This window comes from Cupriavidus sp. FW306-01-F10A, from assembly GCF_058782785.1.
The window spans coordinates 14,477-33,732 of sequence record NZ_JBYSYA010000003.1; the positions used below are offsets into that span (position 1 = coordinate 14,477).

Sequence of the window (19,256 nt, forward strand, 5' to 3'; positions counted from 1 at the left end):
GGCGCGGGAAGGATTGAGTCGCGCCGCGCTTGCCCGTACCATGCAGCCCGATGCCAAGGAACAAGCGATGACACTCAAGACACTGGACGGTGCGCTGGCCCTGCTGACGCACTTCACCGTGCGCCAGCCGACCTGGGGCGTGCGCGAGCTGGCCAAGCACAGCGGCGTGCACTACGCCGTGGTGCACCGCGTGCTGGCGACGTTTGCCGCCAATGGCTTCCTGGTGCAGGACGCGGCCACCGGCAAATATTCGCTGGGACTGCGGTTGTTCGAGCTGGGACAGGTGGTGCGCAAAAGCTTCTCGCCCGACGAGATCGTGCGCCCGGTGCTGGAAAAGCTCGCCGCGCAAAGCGGCGAGACCGTGTTCCTGTCGTGGCTCGATGGCCATGAGGGCCTGTGCGTGGGACTGGTGCAGAGCCAGCACCAGCTGCGCTTTTCGATCGAGCTGGGCGAGCGCTTCCCGCTCTATGCGGGCGCGCATGCCAAGGCCATGCTGGCCTTCCAGGACGATGCCTTCCGCGATGAGGTCTACCGCCAGGGGCTGGCGCGCATCGCCCCCCACACGACGCTGGACCGCGAGCGCATCGAGCAGCAGCTGGCCGAGGTGCGCGAGCGCGGCTGGGCCCATACGCGCGAGGAAGCCGCCGCCAGCGTGGCCGGCCTGGCGTTGCCGCTGCGGTCGCGCGACCGCAGCGCGGTGGTGGGCTCGGTCGCCATCGCCGGGCCGCAGCAGCGGCTGGACCAAGCCGCGGTGCCGCGCCTGCTGGAGGCGCTGCGCGATGCCAGCGGCCGGCTGGAAGACGTCATCGGCTTCGTGCGCTGACGCGCTGTCCCCTCACACCAGCAGGGCCTTGCCCACGGCCCCGCCCAGCACGCGCTGGCCGATCGCATGGCCCAGCGCGCGATAGCTCTCCCATTGCGCCTCATCGAAGAACTGGTCGCCGGTGGCCTCCTGCGGAAACGCGGGATGGGTCGCGCCGTAGTGGCGCACGTCGGCCGGCGCCCATGACACCAGCCGCGGCTTGAGCAGCACGATGCGGCAGGTGCGCGCGCGGGGCGCCCCGCACTCCGGGCCGGTGCGAAAGACGTTGAGCAGCACCGCGCATTTGTCGCCGGTCGGAGCGCCCGGCAGGAAATCATCCGGTACGCCAAAGACACGGCTCAGCACCGGGTGCGTGGTGGCAGCCTCGGTATCGACCACGATCTCCAGCCCATGGTCGATGCGCGCCAGCCGGATCAGGTTCGCCAGGTCGCCGAAGCGGTAGTCGGGGTCGCTCCCGCAATCACACAGCACGATCAGCGCGACCTCGCGGCCCGGGCGCAGCAGCTCGTACACGCCGGTATTGTCGAAATGCCCGCCATCGGACAGGTACTGCCAGCCGCGCCGCGTGCCGTGGAAGCGCGCGCTCAGTTCGCAGCCCAGGTAGTACTGCGTGCGGAACAGCGCGATGCCCGCGGCCAGCCACGGATGCGTGGCGCGTTCCGGATGGCGCCGCGCGCGGCCCCGGCGCCCGCCTTCGCGCGCGTGGCTGGCCGGATACGACGGCCACCATGTGCCCAGCCGCAGGTTCGCCAGGCCGAGCAGCAGCGAGGTGCCCAGCGTGGTCGCGCGCCCAAGGCCGGTGGACACCGCCGCACCCGAGATCGCGATCCAGTCGCCCACGGTGCGCGATTCGGCCAGCTTGCCCGACGAAGGCCAGGACACATCCGGGCAGCAAGCCCAGCCGTCGATGGTGAAGCGCGCGTAGGCGTCCGGCGGCAGCGCCGCCGCCGTACCGGCCTGCGCCACGCAGGGTCCGGGTGCCAGGCACAGCGGCATGCCCTTGCGGTCGCGCTGCACCAGTTGCGCGGCCGGATCGACGGTCAGGTTCAGCGTGACGTTGATCAGGTGCAGCGGCGCCAGCACGCGCGGATCGTAGTACGCGTTCAGGCTGAGCTGGTCGCCGGGCACGGGCTCGGCCACGCTGAAGCGGGCGCGCTGGCTGCCGTCGCGGTCGGCACTCGGGTCGGGAGCCGCGAAGCGCTCCCCGTTGGACGCGCCCAGGAACGCGCGCGTGAGCCGCGCCGCGTAGAACGGCTGCAGCGTCGACAGGTTCAGGAAGCCGGAGAAGCGCCCCGCCACCAGCGCCAGCACCAGGCTCACCACGGTGAACGTGGCCAGCGCCGGGCCGGTATAGGCGTTGCCAAACACCAGCCAGTCGACCGGCTCGCGCCCGTCCCAGCGCACCCACAGCACCAGCCACGACCACAGCACGAACAGCAGCAGCGCCAGCACCGCCGCGGCCGCGCCCGCCAGCAGCGACACCGGCAGCCGCGCGCACAGCGCGCGCCAGGGCGTGTCGGCGCGGCCCTTGCGGCCGGCATCGAGCCAGCGCGAGCCGTAGTGCACCAGCCAGACCAGCACGCCCAGCACAGTTGCGGGCAGCGCCGCGCCCCACTGGTGGTGGGCCTGGTGGGCAAACAGGTAAGCGGTGCGTGCGATGGTGTCGGCAATGCCCAGCGCCGCCAGCCACAGGGTCAGCGTCAGCGCGCCACGCAGTGCGCGCGTGGTGCGCACGCGGTAGGCGGCCACGGTGCGCGGCTCGCCCTGCAGCAGCGCCAGGCACCACAGCACGCCCAGCAGGGTCAGCACGCCCAGCACGGCAAAGAGCTCGCCGATGACCAGCCCCGATCCGAGCCATTCGGACCAGCGCGCCGCGGCCAGCAGCATCAGGCCCAGCAGCGTGGCGAGCAGCGGCGCGGGGCTCAGGAAGCGGGCCGTCGCCTGCGGATCGTTGGCGCGCGGGTAGATCAGCCAGTAGGCCAGCCCGGGCGGCACCGCGCCAGCCAGCGCGGTGGCCAGCGGCAGCCACAGCAGCGTGCTCCACCAGATCGCGCATTCGCCCTGGTTGAAGGCCTGGCGCGCGTCGTGCAGCAGGTCCATCTCATAGCGCCCCAATCCGTAGGAAACCCCCACCGCGACGTGTTGCCCGAGCGCCAGCACAGCCAGCAGCACCAGCAGCGCGCTGCCGATCACGAAATGCATGGCCAGCCAGTTGCGCACCACCAGCGCGGCGGCATAGAGGTTGTCGCCGGCACCGGTGGGCGACAGGTAGCGGCCGTTCTCGCGCAGCCATGCGACCGCGCCGCGGCCAGGGTCGGCGGCGTAGGACACCGAGGTATGGATGCGCCCCGGCGGCTCGCATTGCAGCGTGTGATAGGCGTCGGTGGCGGCCTGGACCGGGCCCGCGCCGCGGCGCAGGCGGCCGGGCACGAACAGGCTGACGAAGAAGGCGCCGAGGTAGCCGCCGCCGCTGACGGTGGACAGGTAGTCGAACTGCGCCAGCAGCGAGGCCAGGCCCGGCACGGTCTGCGCCGCGGCGGCGGTGGCCGCCGCCGGTGTCGCGGCTTCCGGCGCGGGGGCCGGCGCTGCCGCCTTGGCGGGCATCGCGGTGCCCGCCATCGCCTGCATCACGCCCAGGCAGAAGGTGGCGCTGCGGATGCCGCCGCCGGCCAGCGCCAGGGCCCAGTTGCGCTGGCCGTCGCCGGCGCGCGGCGCAATGCCGAGCTGGCGGCGGCGCTGGGCGATGCGGGTGGCCTCGTCGCCGGATCCGCCGGTTCCGTGGTGTTCCGCGGCCATGCGCGTCCTCCCGGTAACAGTCGGTCTGCGCCAAGTATAGGCGGCGGCGCTCCGCCGTTGCCGCCGCCGGCACTCGCCCGGCGCCGCCAGCCAGCCCCGCGTTAACCCTGATTGTTGAGAGCCGGGACGAGGCCTAGCATTTCTCTGTATCAGAGACGTTGTCTCTTATATAGAGACAACAGCAGTCGACGCAACCACCCCGCCATGCTCAAGACCCTGGACGGCGCCCTGGCGCTGTTGACCCACTTCACCGCCCGCCAGCCCAGCTGGGGCGTGCGCGAACTGGCGCGCCACAGCGGCGTGCACCACGCCGTGGTGCACCGCGTGCTGGCGACCTTTGCCGCCAACGGCTTCCTGGTGCAGGACGCGCTTGGCCGCTACGGCCTGGGGTTGCGCTGGTTCGAGCTGGGACAAGTGATGCGCAAGACGTTTTCGCCGGCCGAGGTGGTGCAACCGGCGCTGGAAGCACTGGCGCGCGAATGCGGCGAGACCGTGTTCCTGTCGTGGCTGGACGGTGGCGAGGGCTTGTGCACGGATATCGCCCAGAGCCAGCACCAGCTGCGCTTTTCGATCGAAGTGGGCCAGCGCTTCACGCTGGACGCCGGCGCGCACGCCAAGGCCATCCTGGCATTCCAGCCGGAAGCGTTCCGGCGCCAGGTAACGGGCGACGCGCCCGAGCCGGAAGCACGGCTGGCGCAGATCCGCGCCGACGGCTGGGCCTACACCTGCGAGGAATCCGCCGCCACGGTGGCCGGGCTGGCGCTGCCGCTGCGCCACCGCGACAGCCGGGCGGTGGTGGGATCGCTGGCCATCGCCGGCCCGCTGCAGCGCCTGACGCCTGAGGCGGTGCCGCGCTTGCTGGAGGCGCTGCGCACCGCGCGCAACACCATCGGCCCGGTGGCGGGTTTCATGCGCTGAGCGCGCGCCAGGCATCACACACAACAGACAAAACCAGACAACACTACGGGGAGCGGTGGACAACATGACCATGCCAACACAACTGAACGCGCCGATGGCGGCGCAGCCTGCAACACGGACACGCTTCATGGAGCCCTTGCTGCTGCTGGTCTCCGTGGGACTGTCGGTATTCGGCGCCATGATCGGCATGCAGCTGATCGTGTCGCTGGGGATCTCGGCCAACACCTCGATCATCGGCGCGCTGATCGCGATCGTGTTCTCGCGCATCCCGCTCGAGATCACGCGGCGCTTCCGCGTGCTGGAGCGGCAGAACCTGGTGCAGACGGCAATCTCGTCGGCCACCTTCGGCGCCGCCAACTCGCTGATGATCCCGATCGGCGTGCCTTACGCGATGGGCATGCCGGAACTGGCCACGCCGATGCTGATCGGCGCGGTGATCGCCATGTTCGTCGACGGCGCCATGCTGTACTTCCTCTTCGGCAGCAAGATCTTCCCCGCCACCGGCACCTGGCCGGCCGGCATCGCCACGGCCGAGGCCATCTGGGCCGGCGACCGCGGCGGGCGCAAGGCCGCGTTCCTGGGCCTCGGCATTGCCGTGGGCGTGGGCGGCGCCTGGCTGGGCGTGCCGATGTCCGCGTTCGGCGCCGCTTTCCTGGGCAACCTGGCGGCACTGACCATGTTCGGCATCGGCCTGCTGGTGCGTGGCTATTCGGTGGCGCTGACCGGCATCGACATCGCCCGCGCCTATATCCCGCACGGCCTGATGATCGGCGCGGGCATCGTCGCGCTGTTCCAGGTCGCCAATGAAATCCGCCGCGCGCGCCATGCCCCGGCCGTGGACACGGGCACCATCGAAGTCCCGGCCTCGCGCGCCAGCCGCATCCTGTCGGGCGGCTTCCTGATCTACCTGGCGATTGCGCTGCTGATCTCGGTGCTGGCCGGCCATGTCTCTGACATGTCGCTGGGCATGCTGGTGGTGTTCGTGCTCTATGCCGCCTTTGCCGCCTATGTGCATGAGCTGATCGTCGGCATCGCGGCGATGCATTCGGGCTGGTTCCCGGCCTTCGCGGTGGCGCTGATCACGCTGACCATCGGCATCCTGATCGGCTTCCCGCCGACGGCGCTGGCGGTGCTGGTGGGCTTCTCCGCCGCCACCGGCCCGGCCTTTGCCGACATGGGCTATGACCTCAAGACCGGCTACCTGCTGCGTGGCGAGGGCCGCGACATGGAGGCCGAGCTGGCCGGGCGCAAGCAGCAGTTCCTGGCCGCGATGATCGGCTTCGCGGTGGCCGCGGTGGTGGTGCTGGTGTTCCACGGCACCTTCTTCGCGCAAAACCTGGTCCCGCCGGTGGACCGCGTCTACGCGGCCTCGATCAAGGCGGGCTCGTCGGCGGAGATTGCCCGCAACCTGGTGATCTGGGCCATCCCCGGCGCGCTGCTGCAGCTGATCGGCGGCTCCAGGCGCCAGCTCGGCATCCTGCTCTCCACCGGCATGCTGATTGCCTCGCCGCTGGCCGGCTGGGCAGTGCTGGCCGGCCTGGCGATCCGCTTCGTGCTGCAGCGCCTGCGCGGCGACAAGCACGTGGCCGAGATGAGCGCCTTTGCCGGCGGCGTGATTGCCGGCGACGCGCTGTTCAGCTTCTTCGGCTCCGTCACCAAGCTGCGCAAGTAAGTGCGCAACTGAGTCTTACCTCGGGGCGCGGCCGCCGCGTCCCGCCTGTCATTACCCGAGACGTTCCATGGATATCCAAGCCATCCAGGCCATCCGCGCCGACACCCCGCTGACGGCCTCCACCATCTATCTCGACACCGCCGCGGCCTCGTTGCCGCCCGACGCGGTGCTCGATACCGTGCGCAGCTACCTGCTCGATACCGGCCATGTCGGCATCTACCTGCCGGCCTTCCGCAAGGAGACCTATGCGCGCGTTGAAGCGGTGCGTGGCAAGCTGGCCGGGCTGCTCAACTGCGCCGCCGACGAAGTCGCCTTCACCAAGAACGCCACCGAGAGCATCTCGATCGTCGCGCGCGGCATCGCCTGGAACGCCGGCGACGAAGTGCTGGTGGCCGACACCGAAATGCTGAGCAACCTGCTGCCCTGGCGCCGGCTGGAGCAATCGCACGGCATCGTCGTGAAGATGGTCGCGGCCAATGCGGAAGGGCTGCTTGCGCCCGAGGCGTTCGCGGCCGCCGTCACCCCGCGCACGCGCCTGCTCACCTTCTCGCACCTGCCCAATTCGACGGGTGCGGTGCAGCCGGCCGCGCAGATCTGCGCGGTGGCGCGCCGCCACGGCGTGCTGTCGCTGGTCAATGCGGCGCAGAGCGTGGGCATGCTGCGCTCGGACGTGGCCGAGCTGGACTGCGATTTCCTGGCTGGCTGCGGCCGCAAGGCGCTGCGCGCGACCGAGGGTGCGGGCTTCCTGTATGTGCGCCGCGCGCTGATCGAGCAGGTCGAGCCCGCGCTGGTGGGCTGGTGGAACGGCGCCTATGACCGCGCCACCGGCGCGCTGTCGCTGGTCGCTGGCGCCAGGCGCTTCGAGGCTGGCTGCCCGATCGTGCCGGCGATCCTCGGCATGGGCACCGCCATCGACTACGCCGCCGCCATCGGCATCGACGCCATCGAGGCGCGCGTGCGCGACCTGACCGAGTACGCGGTGGCGAAGTTCGCGTCGATCCCCGGCTTCGAGCTGTACGGCCCGGCCGACGTGGCCAACCGCATCGGCATCGTGCCGTTCAATGTGCGCGGCGTGGACCCGGCGCGCATCGTCGCCGCGCTGGAAGCGCAGCATTGCATCATCGAGGCCGGCAACTTCATGGCCGACGCCATCCTGGCGCGCTACGGCGTGTCCACCATGGCGCGCGTCTCGCTGCACTACTTCAACACGCATGAAGAGATCGACCGCGTGGCCGCGCTGATCCGCGCCGCGATCGCCTGATCCCGCATTGAACTTCACCAGACTCTCCTGACGGAAACCAAGACATGACCCAACGCATCCTCCTGATGAGCAGCTCGCGCAAGGACAACCTCGGCTACCTCGAGCACGCCGGCGAGCAGATCCACACGCTGCTCAGGCGCGAGCCGCGCAAGGTGCTGTTCGTGCCGTTCGCCGGCGTGACCTTCAGCTTCGACACCTATGAAGGCATGGTCAAGCCGGTGTTCGAGGCGCTGGGCTACGCGCTGGAATCGATCCACCACAGCGCCGACCCGCTGCGCGCCGTGGAGCAGGCCGAGGCCATCGCGGTCGGCGGCGGCAACACCTTTGCGCTGCTCAAGCGCATGTACGACGCCGGCATCGTCGACGCGATCCGCGCCAGGGTGCGCGCGGGCACGCCATACGTAGGCTGGAGCGCGGGCAGCAACGTCGCCTGCCCGACCATCCGCACCACCAACGACATGCCCATCGTGCAGCCGCCGTCGCTGCGCGCGCTGGGGCTGGTGCCGTTCCAGATCAACCCGCACTTCATCAGCGGCAAGCCCGCCGGCCACAACGGCGAAAGCCGCGAAGAGCGCCTGGCCGAGTTCCTGCACATCAACGCGCCGGAGCACGTGTTTGCGCTGCCGGAAGGTTCGGCGCTGTTCTCGGACGGCACCCGCGGCACCGTGCTGGGCGAGCGCCATGCGCTGTGGTTCCCGGCCGAAGGCAAGGTCGAAACGATTCGCGAAGGCGAGACCTTCCCGCTGTCGCAGATCACCGGTCCGGCCGGGATGCAGGACTGGCCGGGCTTTGCTGCCTGAGCCGGCGGCACTGCCCTGAGCCGCTGACGCACTGACCCGGGCCTGCCCCGGGCACAACAAAGAAGAACCGCCCCGCGGGCCGCGCCGTGCCGCCCGCGCGGGCCCCCTTTTGCCCTTTGGAGGAGAAAACAAGATGAGCCACACCATCCGCCACGCCGCCCGCCTGGCACTGCCGCTGCTGCTGGGCCTGCCGGCCGCCGCGATGGCGCAGTCCGGGGTGACGCTGTACGGCGTGATCGACACCGCGCTGACCTACCAGACCCATTCCAACCCCGCGGGCGATGCCCAGATCGGGCTGCAGCAGGGCGGCGAAGGCTTCCTGTCGGGCAGCCGCTTCGGCCTGAAGGGCATCGAGGACCTGGGCGGCGGCATGAAGGCCGGCTTCGTGCTGGAGAACGGCCTGCTGGCCGACACCGGCAGGCTGGACCAGCAGGGCCAGCTGTTCGGGCGCCAGGCCTACGTGAAGATCGGCAACCAGTGGGGCGAGCTGGCGCTGGGCCGGCAGTACACCACGGCCAACACCATGCTGTACTACGTCGACCCGCTCGGCGTGGGCGCGGCGCCGTCCAATGCGTGGATGGTCTACCTGACCGGCCAGCGCTACGACAACGCCGTCAGCTATACCGGCAATTTCGGTCCGGTGTCGGTGATCGCCGAATATGCGCTGGGCGAAACCGCGGGCAACACCCGCGCGACCTCGTCGATGTCGTTCGGCGTGAGGTACGCGGCCGGCCCGATCACCGCAGTGGGCGACTTCCAGCAGACCCGCGACAGCCAGAGCCGCGCAGCACGCATCTACCTGGCCGGCCTGAAGGCCGCGGTCGGCCGCGCCAGCCTGTTCGCCAACTACATCCACAGCGACCGCGACGCTGGCTTCGATTCGTCCAAGGGCGGCACCGACACGGCCACCATCACCAGCATGTCCACCGCGGCCACGCCGACCAGCCGCGCCGCCATCAGCTCGGTCTTCGGCGGCAGCCGCCACGACGACTTCTTCACGCTGGGCGCGAGCTACCCGGTCACCGGGAACGTCACGCTGATCGGCAGCGTGATGCACAACCGCACCCGTGCCGACGGCTTCAGCGGCAACCGCACCACTGCCTACGCGGTCGCCGACTACGCCTTCAGCAAGCGCACCGATGCCTACCTGGCGCTGGCCTACGACCGTGTCCACGGCGACTGGTCGGGCCTGTTCGGCAACAACACCACCAGCTGGACCGGCGGCAGCGGCAAGCCGCTGGACGGGCGCGACAGCCAGACCACGGTGATGGTCGGCCTGCGCCACCAGTTCTGACTTTTTGTAGACGCCCTGCCCGCGCCGCGCGGGCAGGGCACGTCATTTGGAGAAAGCCATGGCCCTGCAGCAGACGCTGGTCATTCATGAAGCCCTGGACAACCCGCACGCCAACGGTGCGGTCGTCAGCGAACTGTTCGCGCCCTATGCCGGCGCCGGCGTGAGCGTGGAAGTGACCACGATCCACAACGCCCCGCCCGAGAACACGGCCAACACCACCGACTTCATCACTATCGTGATCCCCGGCACCACGGGCAAGCGTGGCGGCGGCAGTGCGCCGACGCTGGGCGTGATCGGCCGCAATGGCGCGATCGGCGCGCGCCCGGAACTGGTGGGGCTGGTGTCTGACGCCGACGGCCCGATCGGCTGCCTGGCGGTGGCGCTCAAGCTGGCGCAGATGAAGGCGCGCGGCGACCACCTGGCGGGTGACGTGATCGTGACCACGCACCTGTCGACCAATGTCTCGATGCAGCCGCACGACCCGGTGCCGTTCATGGGCATGCCGGTTTCGTCCGACACCATGAACAACTACCAGGTGCCGCCGGAGATGGACGCGATCCTGTCGATCGATGCGTCCAAGGGCAACAGCATCATCAAGCACCGCGGCTTTGCGATTTCGCCGACGGCGATGCAGGGCTACATCCTGCGCGTGGCGCCGGACCTGGTGGCGACCATGGAGTCCACCACCGGCTGCCCGGCGGTGACCTTCCCGATCTCGCAACAGGACATCACGCCGTACCACAACGGCCTGTACCACTTCAACAGCATCATGCAGCCGCACGTGGCCACCGGAGCGCCGGTGGTCGGCGTGGCGGTGACGGCGCAGTCGGTGGTGTCGGGCAGCGCGACCTCGGCCAACCATGAGATCGACATCGCCGAAGCCGTGCGCTTCTGCGTGGAGGTGTCCAAGCGCTTCGGCGCCGGCAAGTGCCAGTTCTTCAATGCCGCCGAGTGGGAGAAGATCCGCGCGGCCTACCCGGACCTGTCGGTATTCCAGACCGCGGGCAAGCGCTGAGCGCAGCGCCGGCGGCCTGGCAGGTTCAGGCGGCTTCGGCCGGCCCTGGCTGGTTGGCCGCCTCGGTCGGGGCGGTGCCGCCGTGGCGCCGCTTCCATTCGTCGAAGCCGCCGGCCAGCGCCCAGGTCTTCGGGTAGCCGGCCACCCGCAGGCGCTCGGCCAGCAGCGCGGCGGACAGTTCATTGGGGCAGGCGCAATAGACCACGATGTCGGCCCCGGCGTGCGGCACGCCCAGCGCGTCCAGGCTGTCCAGCGCGCCCTGCATGTCGAGCACCACCGAGCCGGGGATGCGCTCCATCGGCGTGTCGCCGTGCGCGCGCACGTCGATCACCACCGGCAGGCTGCCGGCGAGCCGGCGCGCTTCCAGCTCATCCACCGTCATGCGCGGCACGCGCCGCGTGCGGCGCAGCAGCCGGAAGCGGCGCCACCAGCGCCACGCCAGGAACAGCGCGAACGCCACCAACAGCCCCACCACGGCCATATGCCCGTAGGCGCTGAACGCCTCCAGGATGGCATCGATGAAATCGCTGAACACCACGCCGATCAGCAGGCCGCTGCCGGCCCAGACCAGCGCGCCGATGGCGTCATAGAACAGGAACACCGGCAACGGCGTGCCGGTCATGCCCGCCATCGCGGTGGACAAGGCCCCGGCACCGGGCAGCAGCTTGGCAATCACCAGCGAGCGCGGCCCCACGCGCAGGTAGAGCGACTGGGTCTGGCGGATGCATGAGTCCTGCGAAATCGATACCCGGCAGATCGTGCGCAGCATCGGCTGCCCCAGCCGGCGCCCGGCGAAGTACCAGCCGGTATCGGCAATCAGGCAGGCGAAGATCACAGCAGCCAGCACCGCGCCGATCGACGGCCCGGTCTCCTGCACGCCCAGCGCGCCGGCGACGAACAGCATCGGGTAGGCCGGCACCGGCAGCCCGGCCTGCTCGACCAGCACATTCAGGAACACCAGCATCAGCCCGTGGTTTTCCAGCAAGGCCTGTAACTCTCCCACCATGTTCTCCCCGTCAGTCCAGGATGCCAGTGTGCCAGTCGCCGGGGGCCCGTGCACCGCCAGCTTTGCATGGGTGTTTCAAATTTCCTGAGTGGCAGGCGCGCTGGCAGAAACCACTCCGACTTACGTTGTCCTACAACATCACACGCCTGCCCCACCGGAGCTCACCCACGGTACGACGGCCGCCATCCATGCTTGAAGTGCCCCTGACTGCATGTTTCTGTCCTTTTTTGCTCGCCGGCAGGACTTCCCAGCGAAAACGCCGGCCGCATCCCGGTTAACCCCGAATGATCGCCAGCCCTATTGCCTTCGCCAGGACCTTGTCATACGATGACTGATAACTCGGATGACCTGCACCGCCGCAGTCAGCCGCCACTGCCACCGGGGCCACTGGCCCGCTCAGGATTGCCGCAATGCTCGCACCCAACGAACTCAAGCAAATCGTCTCCGAAGGCCTGCTGTCCTTCCCCATCACCGACTTCGACGCCCAGGGCGACTTCGCGCCGCAGTCCTACGCCGCGCGGCTGGAGTGGCTGGCCCCGTACGGCGCCACCGCGCTGTTCGCTGCGGGCGGCACCGGCGAGTTCTTCTCGCTGACGCCGCAGGATTACTCGGCCGTGGTCGACACCGCCGTGCGCACCTGCGCCGGCAAGGTGCCGATCCTGGCCGGCGCCGGCGGCCCGACCCGCACCGCCATCGCCTACGCGCAGGAAGCCCAGCGCCTGGGCGCGGCCGGCGTGCTGCTGCTGCCGCACTACCTGACCGAAGCCAGCCAGGACGGCATCGCCGCCCATGTGGAGCAGGTCTGCAAGTCGGTGGATATCGGCGTGATCGTCTACAACCGCGCCAACTCGAAGCTGGATGCGACGCAACTCGCGCGCCTGGCCGAGCGCTGCCCCAACCTGGTCGGCTTCAAGGACGGCGTGGGCGACATCGAGGCCATGGTCAGCATCCGCCGCAAGCTGGGCGACCGCTTCTCCTACCTCGGCGGCCTGCCCACGGCCGAGGTCTATGCCGCGGCCTACAAGGCGCTGGGCGTGCCGGTGTATTCGTCGGCAGTGTTCAACTTCATCCCCAAGACCGCGATGGACTTCTACCGCGCCATCGCCGCGGATGACCACGACACCGTGGGCCGCCTGCTAGACAACTTCTTCCTGCCCTACCTGGCCATCCGCAACCGCAAGGCCGGCTATGCCGTGAGCATCGTCAAGGCCGGCGCCCGACTGGTGGGCCATGACGGCGGCCCGGTGCGCGCGCCGCTGACCGACCTGACCGGCGAGGAGATGGAGATGCTGGGCGCGCTGGTCAACAAGCTCGGCCCGCAGTAAGCGGCAAGCAAGCCGTCCTCGCATTGCATATCGACAGGCCGGCCGCGGGGCACTTGCCCTCCGGCCGGCGTTCCCGTTCCAAACGCTGACAAGGAATCCTTCCATGCACATCACCGGCGACATGCTGATCGGCGCGCAAGCCGTGCGCGGCACCGAAGCCCTGCTGCAGGCCATCAATCCCGCCACCGGCGAAGCCCTGGGCCCTGGCTTCCATGGCGGCGGCCAGGCTGAGGTCGAGCGCGCCTGTGCGCTGGCCGAAGCCGCTTTCAACACCTACCGCAACACCACGCCAGAGCAGCGCGCGGCCTTGCTCGAAGCCATCGCCACCGGCATCGAGGCGCTCGGCGACACGCTGATCGAACGCGCCCACCTGGAAAGCGCGCTGCCAATCGCGCGCCTGCAGGGCGAGCGCGGCCGCACCGCCGGCCAGCTGCGCCTGTTCGCCACCGTGCTGCGCGAAGGCCGCTGGCAGCAGGCTACCTTCGACCCCGCGCTGCCCGAGCGCAACCCGCCGCGCCCGGACCTGCGCATGCAGCGCATCGCCATCGGTCCGGTAGCAGTGTTCGGCGCCAGCAACTTCCCGCTGGCGTTCTCCGTGGCCGGCGGCGACACTGCCTCGGCGCTGGCCGCGGGCTGCCCGGTCGTGGTCAAGGCGCACCCGGCGCACCTGGGCACGTCGGAACTGGTGGGGCGCGTGATCCAGCAGGCCGTGCAGGACGCGGGCCTGCCCGACGGCGTGTTCTCGCTGCTGGTCGGGGCGGGCAATGCCATCGGCACGGCACTGGTCACGCATCCGGCAATCCAGGCGGTGGGCTTCACCGGCTCGCGCGCCGGCGGCCTGGCGCTGATGCAGGCGGCCCAGCGCCGCCCGCAGCCGATCCCGGTGTATGCGGAGATGAGCAGCATCAATCCGGTGTTCCTGCTGCCCGCGGCGCTCGATGCGCGCGGCGAGGACATCGGCCGCCAGCTGGTAGATTCGCTGGTGATGGGCGTCGGCCAGTTCTGTACCAACCCCGGGCTGGTGATCGGCATTGAAGGCCCCGCGCTCGACAAGTTCCGCGCCGCGGCGCTCGGCGCGCTGCAAGGCAAGCCGGCGGCGACCATGCTGACGCCCGGCATCCATGCCGCCTTTGAGCAAGGCGTGGCGCAGCTGTCGTCGCTCGACGGCCTGCAACGCATTGGCGATGGCGTCGACGGCAACGGGGCCAACCAGGGGCGGCCGGTAATGTTCGAGACCACCGCGGCGCAGTTCATGGCGGATCACCGGATGCAGGCCGAGGTGTTCGGGCCGTCGACGGTGCTGGTGGTGTGCCGCGATCTTGAAGAGATGCTGGCGGTGGCGCGGCAGCTTGAAGGCCAGCTGACGGCGACGATGCAGCTCGACGATGCCGACCACGCGGCCGCGCGGCGCCTGCTGCCGGTGCTGGAACGCAAGGCCGGGCGGGTGCTGTGCAATGGCTATCCGACTGGGGTTGAGGTTGCCTATGCGATGGTGCATGGCGGGCCGTTCCCGGCGACTTCGGATGCGCGTTCGACTTCGGTGGGGGCGACGGCGATTGACCGGTTCTTGCGGCCGGTTTGTTATCAGAACCTGCCGCAGGCGTTGTTGCCGGAAGCGGTGAAGGGTTGATCGCGCAGGCCCCGCAGTGCGCGGGGCCTTTTTCTTATTGGGGGGTCTTCGCTAGATTTGGGAAGCCCTGCTTTGGCTTGTTGCCATGCGGTCGGTTGTCGCCCTTGGCAACAACAAAAACACCCCGCAAATCTGCGAAGAACCAGCTACGGCCCGCTAGCCCCAGATCAAGCCTCCAGCTTGATCCCCGCCTGCTTCACCACCCCCGCCCATCGCGCCTGCTCGGCAACAAAGAACTTCCCGGTCTCCCCGGGCGTCATCGTCACCACCTCCGCCCCCTGGGCCACCAGCTGCGCGCGCAGATCCGGCGCGCGGATGATGCGGATCAACTCGCCGCTGAGGCGCGCCACCATTGCATCGGGCATGCTGGCCGGAGCCATCACGCCCTGCCACGTCCCGGATTCAAAATTCGGCACGCCCTGCTCGGCGATGGTCGGCACGTTCTGCAGCAGCGGCATGCGCGTGCGCTTGGACTGGGCGATCAGCTTGAGCTTGCCCGACTGCACGTGCGGCAGCGTGGCCAGCATGCCGTTCATCAGCACCTGGGCGCTGCCGCCCACGGTATCGGCAATGGCCTGCGAGCCGCCCTTGTAGGGTACGTATTGCCACTTGGCGCCGGTGGCCTGCTCCACCGCCACGCCGGCCAGGTGCGGCGCGCTGCCGATGGCGGTCACGGCAAAGTTGAGCTGGCTGCGCTGCGACAGCGCCACCAGTTCCTTCACGCTGGCCGCCTGCACCGACGGATGCACCACCAGCAGGTGCGGCGAGTAGGCCAGCATCGACACCGGCTTGAGGTCCTTGGCGATATTGAAGGTCAGCTTGGTATAGACCGACGGGCTGATCGCCAGCGCGCCGATATCGCACAGCATCAGCGTGTGGTTGTCGGTGGCCTGCGCGACCAGTGCCGCGCCGACGTTGCCGTTGGCACCGGGGCGGTTGTCCACCACCACCGACTGGCCCAGCGCCTCGCCCAGCTGCTTGCTGATCAGGCGCGCGATGATGTCCGACGAGCCGCCGGCGGTGTACGGCACCACCAGGCGGATCGGGCGGGTGGGCCAGTCCTGCGCGGCGTGCGCAGCCGATGACAGGCCCGCGAGCGGACCGGCTGCCAGACCGGCGGCCAGTGCGGAGGATTGCTTGAGGAAGGTGCGGCGTCCCTGGGTCATGCTGTTGTCTCCTGTCGATGACGCGAGCGCCGGCGCGGCACGCGATGCGTGCATGCCCGGCGCGTTCTGTGCTGCAGTGTATGGGTTCAGTGCGATGGCTTCAGTCCAGCGCGATCTTGCCCTTCTCGATCACGGTCTTCCAGCGCTGCAGCTCCTGCGCCTCGAACTGGTTGAACTGCTCGGGCGTGTTGGCCACCACCTCGAAGCCGCTCTCGGACAGCTTCTGGCGCATCTTCGGGTCGTTCAGCGATGACACCAGCGCGCCGTGCAGGCGGCTCTTCACCTCGGGCGGCAGGCCGCGCGGCGCGGCCACGCCTTGCCACGAGTACACCTCCACATCCTTCACGCCGGCCTCGGCCATGGTCGGCACATTGGGCAGCACCGGCGAGCGCTTGTCGGAGGTCACCGCCATGGCCTTGAGCTTGCCGGTGCGGATGTGCTGCAGCACGGCGTTGACGTTCTGAAACGACACGTCGACCTGGCCGGCAAGCAGGTCGGAGATGGCCGGGCCGCCGCCCTTGTAGGGCACGTGCAGGCCGTCGGTGGCGCTCTTCTGCCAGAACAGCGCCGCGGTCAGGTGGTCGGACGAGCCTGCGCCGGACGAGGCAAAGCTGACCTTGCCCGGATTCTTCTTCATGTAGGCCACCAGTTCCTGCAGCGTGTTGGCCGGGAACTGCGGATTGGCCACCAGCACATTGGGCGCGCGCACCGCCACGGTCAGCAGGTCGAAGTCCTTGGCCGGGTCATAGGCCAGGTTCTTCTGCAGGAACGGGTTCACCGCGTACACGCCGATCGACGCCACCATCATGGTGTAGCCGTCCGCTGGCGCGCGCTTGACGAAGGTGGCGCCGATAGCGCCGGTCGCGCCGGGGCGGTTGTCGATGACGAAGGGCTGGCCCAGCTTTTCATTGAGCGGCACGGTCAGCATGCGCGCGATGGCGTCGCTGGAGCCGCCCGGCGGGAACGGCACCACCACCGATACCGGGCGTTGCGGCCAGTCCTGTGGCGCGGCGTATGCGGCGGCGCTGACGGTCAGGGCCGCCACCGTGACGACAGAGCCGAGCGCAAAGGCGCGCAGCCAGTGAGGCAGGCGCGGGGCGCGCTGGCGTTGGAACGTGTACATCGTTGTCTCCTGCAGTGTCTTTATCAGATGAGCCGGCCGTGCCGATCACGGCAGCGGCCGGTTGGGCGTTGCCGGTACTGCGTCAGCGCACCATGCAGGGCGCCTTGTTGTTGAACTTCCAGCCGGGGATCAGGAACTGCATCGCCGCGGCATCGTCGCGTGCGCCCAGGCCCTTGCGCTGGTACAGCTCGTGCGCGCGCGCCAGGGCATCCATGTCGAGCTCCACGCCCAGGCCCGGGGTCTTGGGCACCTGCACCAGGCCGCCTTCGATCCGCAGCGGGTTGCGGGTCAGGTTTTCGCCGTCCTGCCAGATCCAGTGCGTGTCGATGGCGGTGACGCGCCCCGGCGCGGCGGCCGCCACGTGGGTGAACATGGCCAGCGAAATATCGAAGTGGTTGTTCGAGTGCGAGCCCCAGGTCAGGCCCCATTCGGCGCACATCTGCGCCACGCGCACCGAGCCCTGCATGGTCCAGAAGTGCGGGTCCGCCAGCGGGATGTCGACCGACTGCAGCCGCACCGCGTGCCCCATCTGGCGCCAGTCGGTGGCGATCATGTTGGTGGCGGTGGGCAGGCCGGTGGCGGTGCGGAACTCGGCCATGATCTCGCGCCCGGAATAGCCGTCTTCGGCGCCGCACGGGTCCTCGGCATAGGCCAGCACGCCGCGCTTGTCGCGGCACAGGCGCACGGCCTCTGCCAGCGACCAGGCGCCGTTGGGATCCAGCGTGATGCGCGCCTTGGGGAAGCGTTCGGCCAGCGCCAGGATCGCTTCCATCTCTTCGTCGCCGCTCAGCACGCCGCCCTTGAGCTTGAAGTCGTTGAAGCCATAGCGCTCGTAAGCGGCTTCGGCCAGGCGCACCACGCCCTCGGGCGTCATCGCCACTTCATTGCGCAGGCGGAACCACGCGTTGTCGGCATCAGGCTCGGTGCGGTAGTCCAGCGTGGTGCGCTGGCGATCGCCGATATAGAACAGGTAGCCGAGCATCTCCACGGCGTCGCGCTGCTGGCCTTCGCCGAGCAGTGCGGCCACCGGCACCTCGAGGTGCTGGCCGAGCAGGTCGAGCAGCGCCGCCTCCAGTGCCGTCACGGCATGGATGGTGATGCGCAGGTCAAAGGTCTGCAGGCCGCGGCCGCCGGCGTCGCGGCTGGCGAATGCCGCGCGCACGCGGTTCAGGATGGACTGGTACTGGCCGATGGGCTGGCCCACCAGCAGCGGCCGCGCGTCTTCCAGCGTCTGGCGGATGCCCTCGCCGCCCGGGACCTCGCCCACGCCGGTGTGGCCGGCGCTGTCGCGCACGATCACGATATTGCGGGTGAAGCACGGGCCATGGGCGCCGGACAGGTTCATCAGCATGCTGTCATGCCCGGCCACGGGCACCACGGTCAGTTCGGTCACGACCGGGGTGTGGGCGGACGCCATGGGGGCGGCGGTTGGGGTCATCTCTGGGTTGTCTCCGGCATTTCCGATGGCAGGCGCAGTATCGTTCACCCGGACCATCACATCGCGTATGTTATCTGTCATCGTATGACTGATAACCCAGTATAATGAGGCCATCTCGAACCGGTCAAGTCCGGGAAACCCCGCCCGTATCCACCATGCCGAACTCCACCTCCGCCCAGTCCGTTCCGCCCGTTTCTGCGCCGCAAGCGCCGCTGCGCCGCCGCGGACGCACGCTTGCCGAAGAAGTGGTGCAAGCCCTTGGCGAAGAAATCCGCCAGGGCCAGCTCAAGCCCGGCAACAAGCTGCCGACCGAGTCGGAGATCATGGCGTCGATGGGGGTCAGCCGCACCGTGGTGCGCGAGGCGCTGTCGCGGCTGCAGGCCAGCGGCCTGGTCGAGACGCGCCACGGCATCGGCACCTTCGTGCTGGCGCGCGCGGCCGAGGTACCCTCGCCCTTCCGCATCGGGCCGGACGCGCTGGGCACGGCCATGGATGTGATGGCGATGCTGGAATTCCGCGTCAGCCTTGAGGCCGAGGCCGCGGGCCTGGCCGCGTCGCGCCGCACCGACGCGCAGCTGGCCGCGATGCGCCAGGCGCTGGACGAGCTCAAGCGCAGTGCCGGCGCCGGCAACGACGCCGTGGAGAGCGATTTTGCCTTCCACCTGGCGATTGCACGCGCCACCGGCAACCGCTACTTCACCGACATCATGGGCCACCTGGGCACCATGGTGATCCCGCGCAGCCGCCTGCAGGTCAGCACGCCCGAGCGCGAGCAGTACCTGGACCGCGTCAGCATCGAGCACGAGAACATCTACGACGCGATCGAGCGCCGCGACCCCGACGGGGCCAAGGCCGCCATGCGCATGCACCTGACCAACAGCCGCGAACGGCTGCGCAAGGCCTCGGCGCCGGCCGGTGCCCAGGGCTGAGCGGCGCACCCGCACTGGGTGTGGTGCGCCCGCCAAGTCATACGATGTCTAATGATAACG

The 19,256-nt window shown here is 69.5% G+C and carries 15 protein-coding genes; 10 read left to right on the forward strand and 5 right to left on the reverse strand.

All coding sequences use genetic code 11. From position 1 onward, the window contains the following. The first annotated feature begins 67 nt into the window (after positions 1-67). Complete coding sequence (locus tag AC3WLF_RS05605) at positions 68-823, forward strand: IclR family transcriptional regulator (RefSeq protein ID WP_492357933.1); 756 nt, start codon at positions 68-70, stop codon at positions 821-823. Positions 824-835: 12 nt separating this feature from the next. On the opposite strand, the gene AC3WLF_RS05610 is transcribed toward AC3WLF_RS05605, so the two are convergent. Further along, positions 836-3,619, reverse strand: coding sequence for a hypothetical protein (locus tag AC3WLF_RS05610; RefSeq protein ID WP_492319284.1), 2,784 nt, complete (start codon positions 3,617-3,619; stop codon positions 836-838). Between the two features lie 204 nt (positions 3,620-3,823). Between AC3WLF_RS05610 and AC3WLF_RS05615 the strand changes: the two genes are divergently transcribed. The 6 genes from AC3WLF_RS05615 to AC3WLF_RS05640 all read left to right on the forward strand — a co-directional run bounded on the left by AC3WLF_RS05615 (position 3,824) and on the right by AC3WLF_RS05640 (position 10,579). After that, the gene (locus AC3WLF_RS05615) at positions 3,824-4,537 is read left to right on the forward strand and encodes an IclR family transcriptional regulator (RefSeq protein WP_492319285.1); all 714 of its coding nucleotides are present in this window, start codon (positions 3,824-3,826) and stop codon (positions 4,535-4,537) included. Positions 4,538-4,601: 64 nt separating this feature from the next. Beyond that, positions 4,602-6,209, forward strand: a complete 1,608-nt coding sequence (locus AC3WLF_RS05620) for an OPT/YSL family transporter (protein WP_492357934.1) — start codon at positions 4,602-4,604, stop codon at positions 6,207-6,209. Between the two features lie 67 nt (positions 6,210-6,276). After that, complete coding sequence (locus AC3WLF_RS05625) at positions 6,277-7,470, forward strand: aminotransferase class V-fold PLP-dependent enzyme (RefSeq protein WP_492357935.1); 1,194 nt, start codon at positions 6,277-6,279, stop codon at positions 7,468-7,470. 44 nt (positions 7,471-7,514) lie between these two features. Continuing rightward, the gene (gene pepE, locus AC3WLF_RS05630) at positions 7,515-8,270 is read left to right on the forward strand and encodes a dipeptidase PepE (protein ID WP_492352711.1); all 756 of its coding nucleotides are present in this window, start codon (positions 7,515-7,517) and stop codon (positions 8,268-8,270) included. 133 nt (positions 8,271-8,403) lie between these two features. Continuing rightward, entirely contained in the window at positions 8,404-9,564 is a 1,161-nt protein-coding gene (locus AC3WLF_RS05635; RefSeq protein WP_492357936.1) for a porin, read from the forward strand. 58 nt (positions 9,565-9,622) lie between these two features. Beyond that, the gene (locus AC3WLF_RS05640; protein WP_492357127.1) at positions 9,623-10,579 is read left to right on the forward strand and encodes a DUF1177 domain-containing protein; all 957 of its coding nucleotides are present in this window, start codon (positions 9,623-9,625) and stop codon (positions 10,577-10,579) included. Between the two features lie 25 nt (positions 10,580-10,604). Here AC3WLF_RS05640 and AC3WLF_RS05645 read toward each other — a convergent pair whose 3' ends face one another. Further along, positions 10,605-11,585 carry a DedA family protein/thiosulfate sulfurtransferase GlpE gene (locus AC3WLF_RS05645; protein ID WP_492319291.1) on the reverse strand — a complete coding sequence of 327 codons (981 nt, stop codon included), beginning with the start codon at positions 11,583-11,585 and terminating at the stop codon, positions 10,605-10,607. A 410-nt stretch (positions 11,586-11,995) separates the two neighbouring features. Between AC3WLF_RS05645 and kdgD the strand changes: the two genes are divergently transcribed. Both kdgD and AC3WLF_RS05655 read left to right on the forward strand, forming a co-directional pair. After that, positions 11,996-12,910, forward strand: a complete 915-nt coding sequence (gene kdgD / locus AC3WLF_RS05650) for a 5-dehydro-4-deoxyglucarate dehydratase (protein ID WP_492319292.1) — start codon at positions 11,996-11,998, stop codon at positions 12,908-12,910. 103 nt (positions 12,911-13,013) lie between these two features. After that, positions 13,014-14,540: an aldehyde dehydrogenase (NADP(+)) gene (locus AC3WLF_RS05655; protein ID WP_492357937.1), complete on the forward strand. Its 1,527-nt coding sequence runs from the start codon at positions 13,014-13,016 to the stop codon at positions 14,538-14,540. A gap of 167 nt (positions 14,541-14,707) precedes the next feature. On the opposite strand, the gene AC3WLF_RS05660 is transcribed toward AC3WLF_RS05655, so the two are convergent. The 3 genes from AC3WLF_RS05660 to gudD form a co-directional block, all read right to left on the reverse strand. Next, complete coding sequence (locus AC3WLF_RS05660; RefSeq protein ID WP_492319294.1) at positions 14,708-15,706, reverse strand: Bug family tripartite tricarboxylate transporter substrate binding protein; 999 nt, start codon at positions 15,704-15,706, stop codon at positions 14,708-14,710. A 100-nt stretch (positions 15,707-15,806) separates the two neighbouring features. Then, on the reverse strand, positions 15,807-16,829 hold the full coding sequence (locus AC3WLF_RS05665; RefSeq protein ID WP_492352709.1) for a Bug family tripartite tricarboxylate transporter substrate binding protein: 1,023 nt from the start codon (positions 16,827-16,829) through the stop codon (positions 15,807-15,809). A gap of 82 nt (positions 16,830-16,911) precedes the next feature. Next, complete coding sequence (gene gudD, locus AC3WLF_RS05670) at positions 16,912-18,267, reverse strand: glucarate dehydratase (RefSeq protein ID WP_492319296.1); 1,356 nt, start codon at positions 18,265-18,267, stop codon at positions 16,912-16,914. A 155-nt stretch (positions 18,268-18,422) separates the two neighbouring features. On the opposite strand from gudD, the gene AC3WLF_RS05675 reads away from it, so the two are divergent. Then, positions 18,423-19,196 (forward strand): FadR/GntR family transcriptional regulator, encoded by a 774-nt coding sequence (locus tag AC3WLF_RS05675; RefSeq protein ID WP_492319297.1) that lies wholly within the window; start codon positions 18,423-18,425, stop codon positions 19,194-19,196. Positions 19,197-19,256: the final 60 nt, after the last annotated feature.

Bases quoted from the DNA above. Each gene is read 5' to 3' on its own strand.
- pepE (WP_492352711.1), top strand. From the start codon at position 7,515: ATGACCCAACGCATCCTCCTGATGAGCAGCTCGCGCAAGGACAACCTC.
- AC3WLF_RS05645 (WP_492319291.1), bottom strand. From the start codon at position 11,585: ATGGTGGGAGAGTTACAGGCCTTGCTGGAAAACCACGGGCTGATGCTG.
- gudD (WP_492319296.1), bottom strand. From the start codon at position 18,267: ATGACCCCAACCGCCGCCCCCATGGCGTCCGCCCACACCCCGGTCGTG.
- AC3WLF_RS05675 (WP_492319297.1), top strand. From the start codon at position 18,423: ATGCCGAACTCCACCTCCGCCCAGTCCGTTCCGCCCGTTTCTGCGCCG.
- AC3WLF_RS05625 (WP_492357935.1), top strand. From the start codon at position 6,277: ATGGATATCCAAGCCATCCAGGCCATCCGCGCCGACACCCCGCTGACG.
- AC3WLF_RS05635 (WP_492357936.1), top strand. From the start codon at position 8,404: ATGAGCCACACCATCCGCCACGCCGCCCGCCTGGCACTGCCGCTGCTG.
- AC3WLF_RS05610 (WP_492319284.1), bottom strand. From the start codon at position 3,619: ATGGCCGCGGAACACCACGGAACCGGCGGATCCGGCGACGAGGCCACC.
- kdgD (WP_492319292.1), top strand. From the start codon at position 11,996: ATGCTCGCACCCAACGAACTCAAGCAAATCGTCTCCGAAGGCCTGCTG.
- AC3WLF_RS05660 (WP_492319294.1), bottom strand. From the start codon at position 15,706: ATGACCCAGGGACGCCGCACCTTCCTCAAGCAATCCTCCGCACTGGCC.
- AC3WLF_RS05640 (WP_492357127.1), top strand. From the start codon at position 9,623: ATGGCCCTGCAGCAGACGCTGGTCATTCATGAAGCCCTGGACAACCCG.
- AC3WLF_RS05620 (WP_492357934.1), top strand. From the start codon at position 4,602: ATGACCATGCCAACACAACTGAACGCGCCGATGGCGGCGCAGCCTGCA.
- AC3WLF_RS05655 (WP_492357937.1), top strand. From the start codon at position 13,014: ATGCACATCACCGGCGACATGCTGATCGGCGCGCAAGCCGTGCGCGGC.
- AC3WLF_RS05615 (WP_492319285.1), top strand. From the start codon at position 3,824: ATGCTCAAGACCCTGGACGGCGCCCTGGCGCTGTTGACCCACTTCACC.
- AC3WLF_RS05605 (WP_492357933.1), top strand. From the start codon at position 68: ATGACACTCAAGACACTGGACGGTGCGCTGGCCCTGCTGACGCACTTC.
- AC3WLF_RS05665 (WP_492352709.1), bottom strand. From the start codon at position 16,829: ATGTACACGTTCCAACGCCAGCGCGCCCCGCGCCTGCCTCACTGGCTG.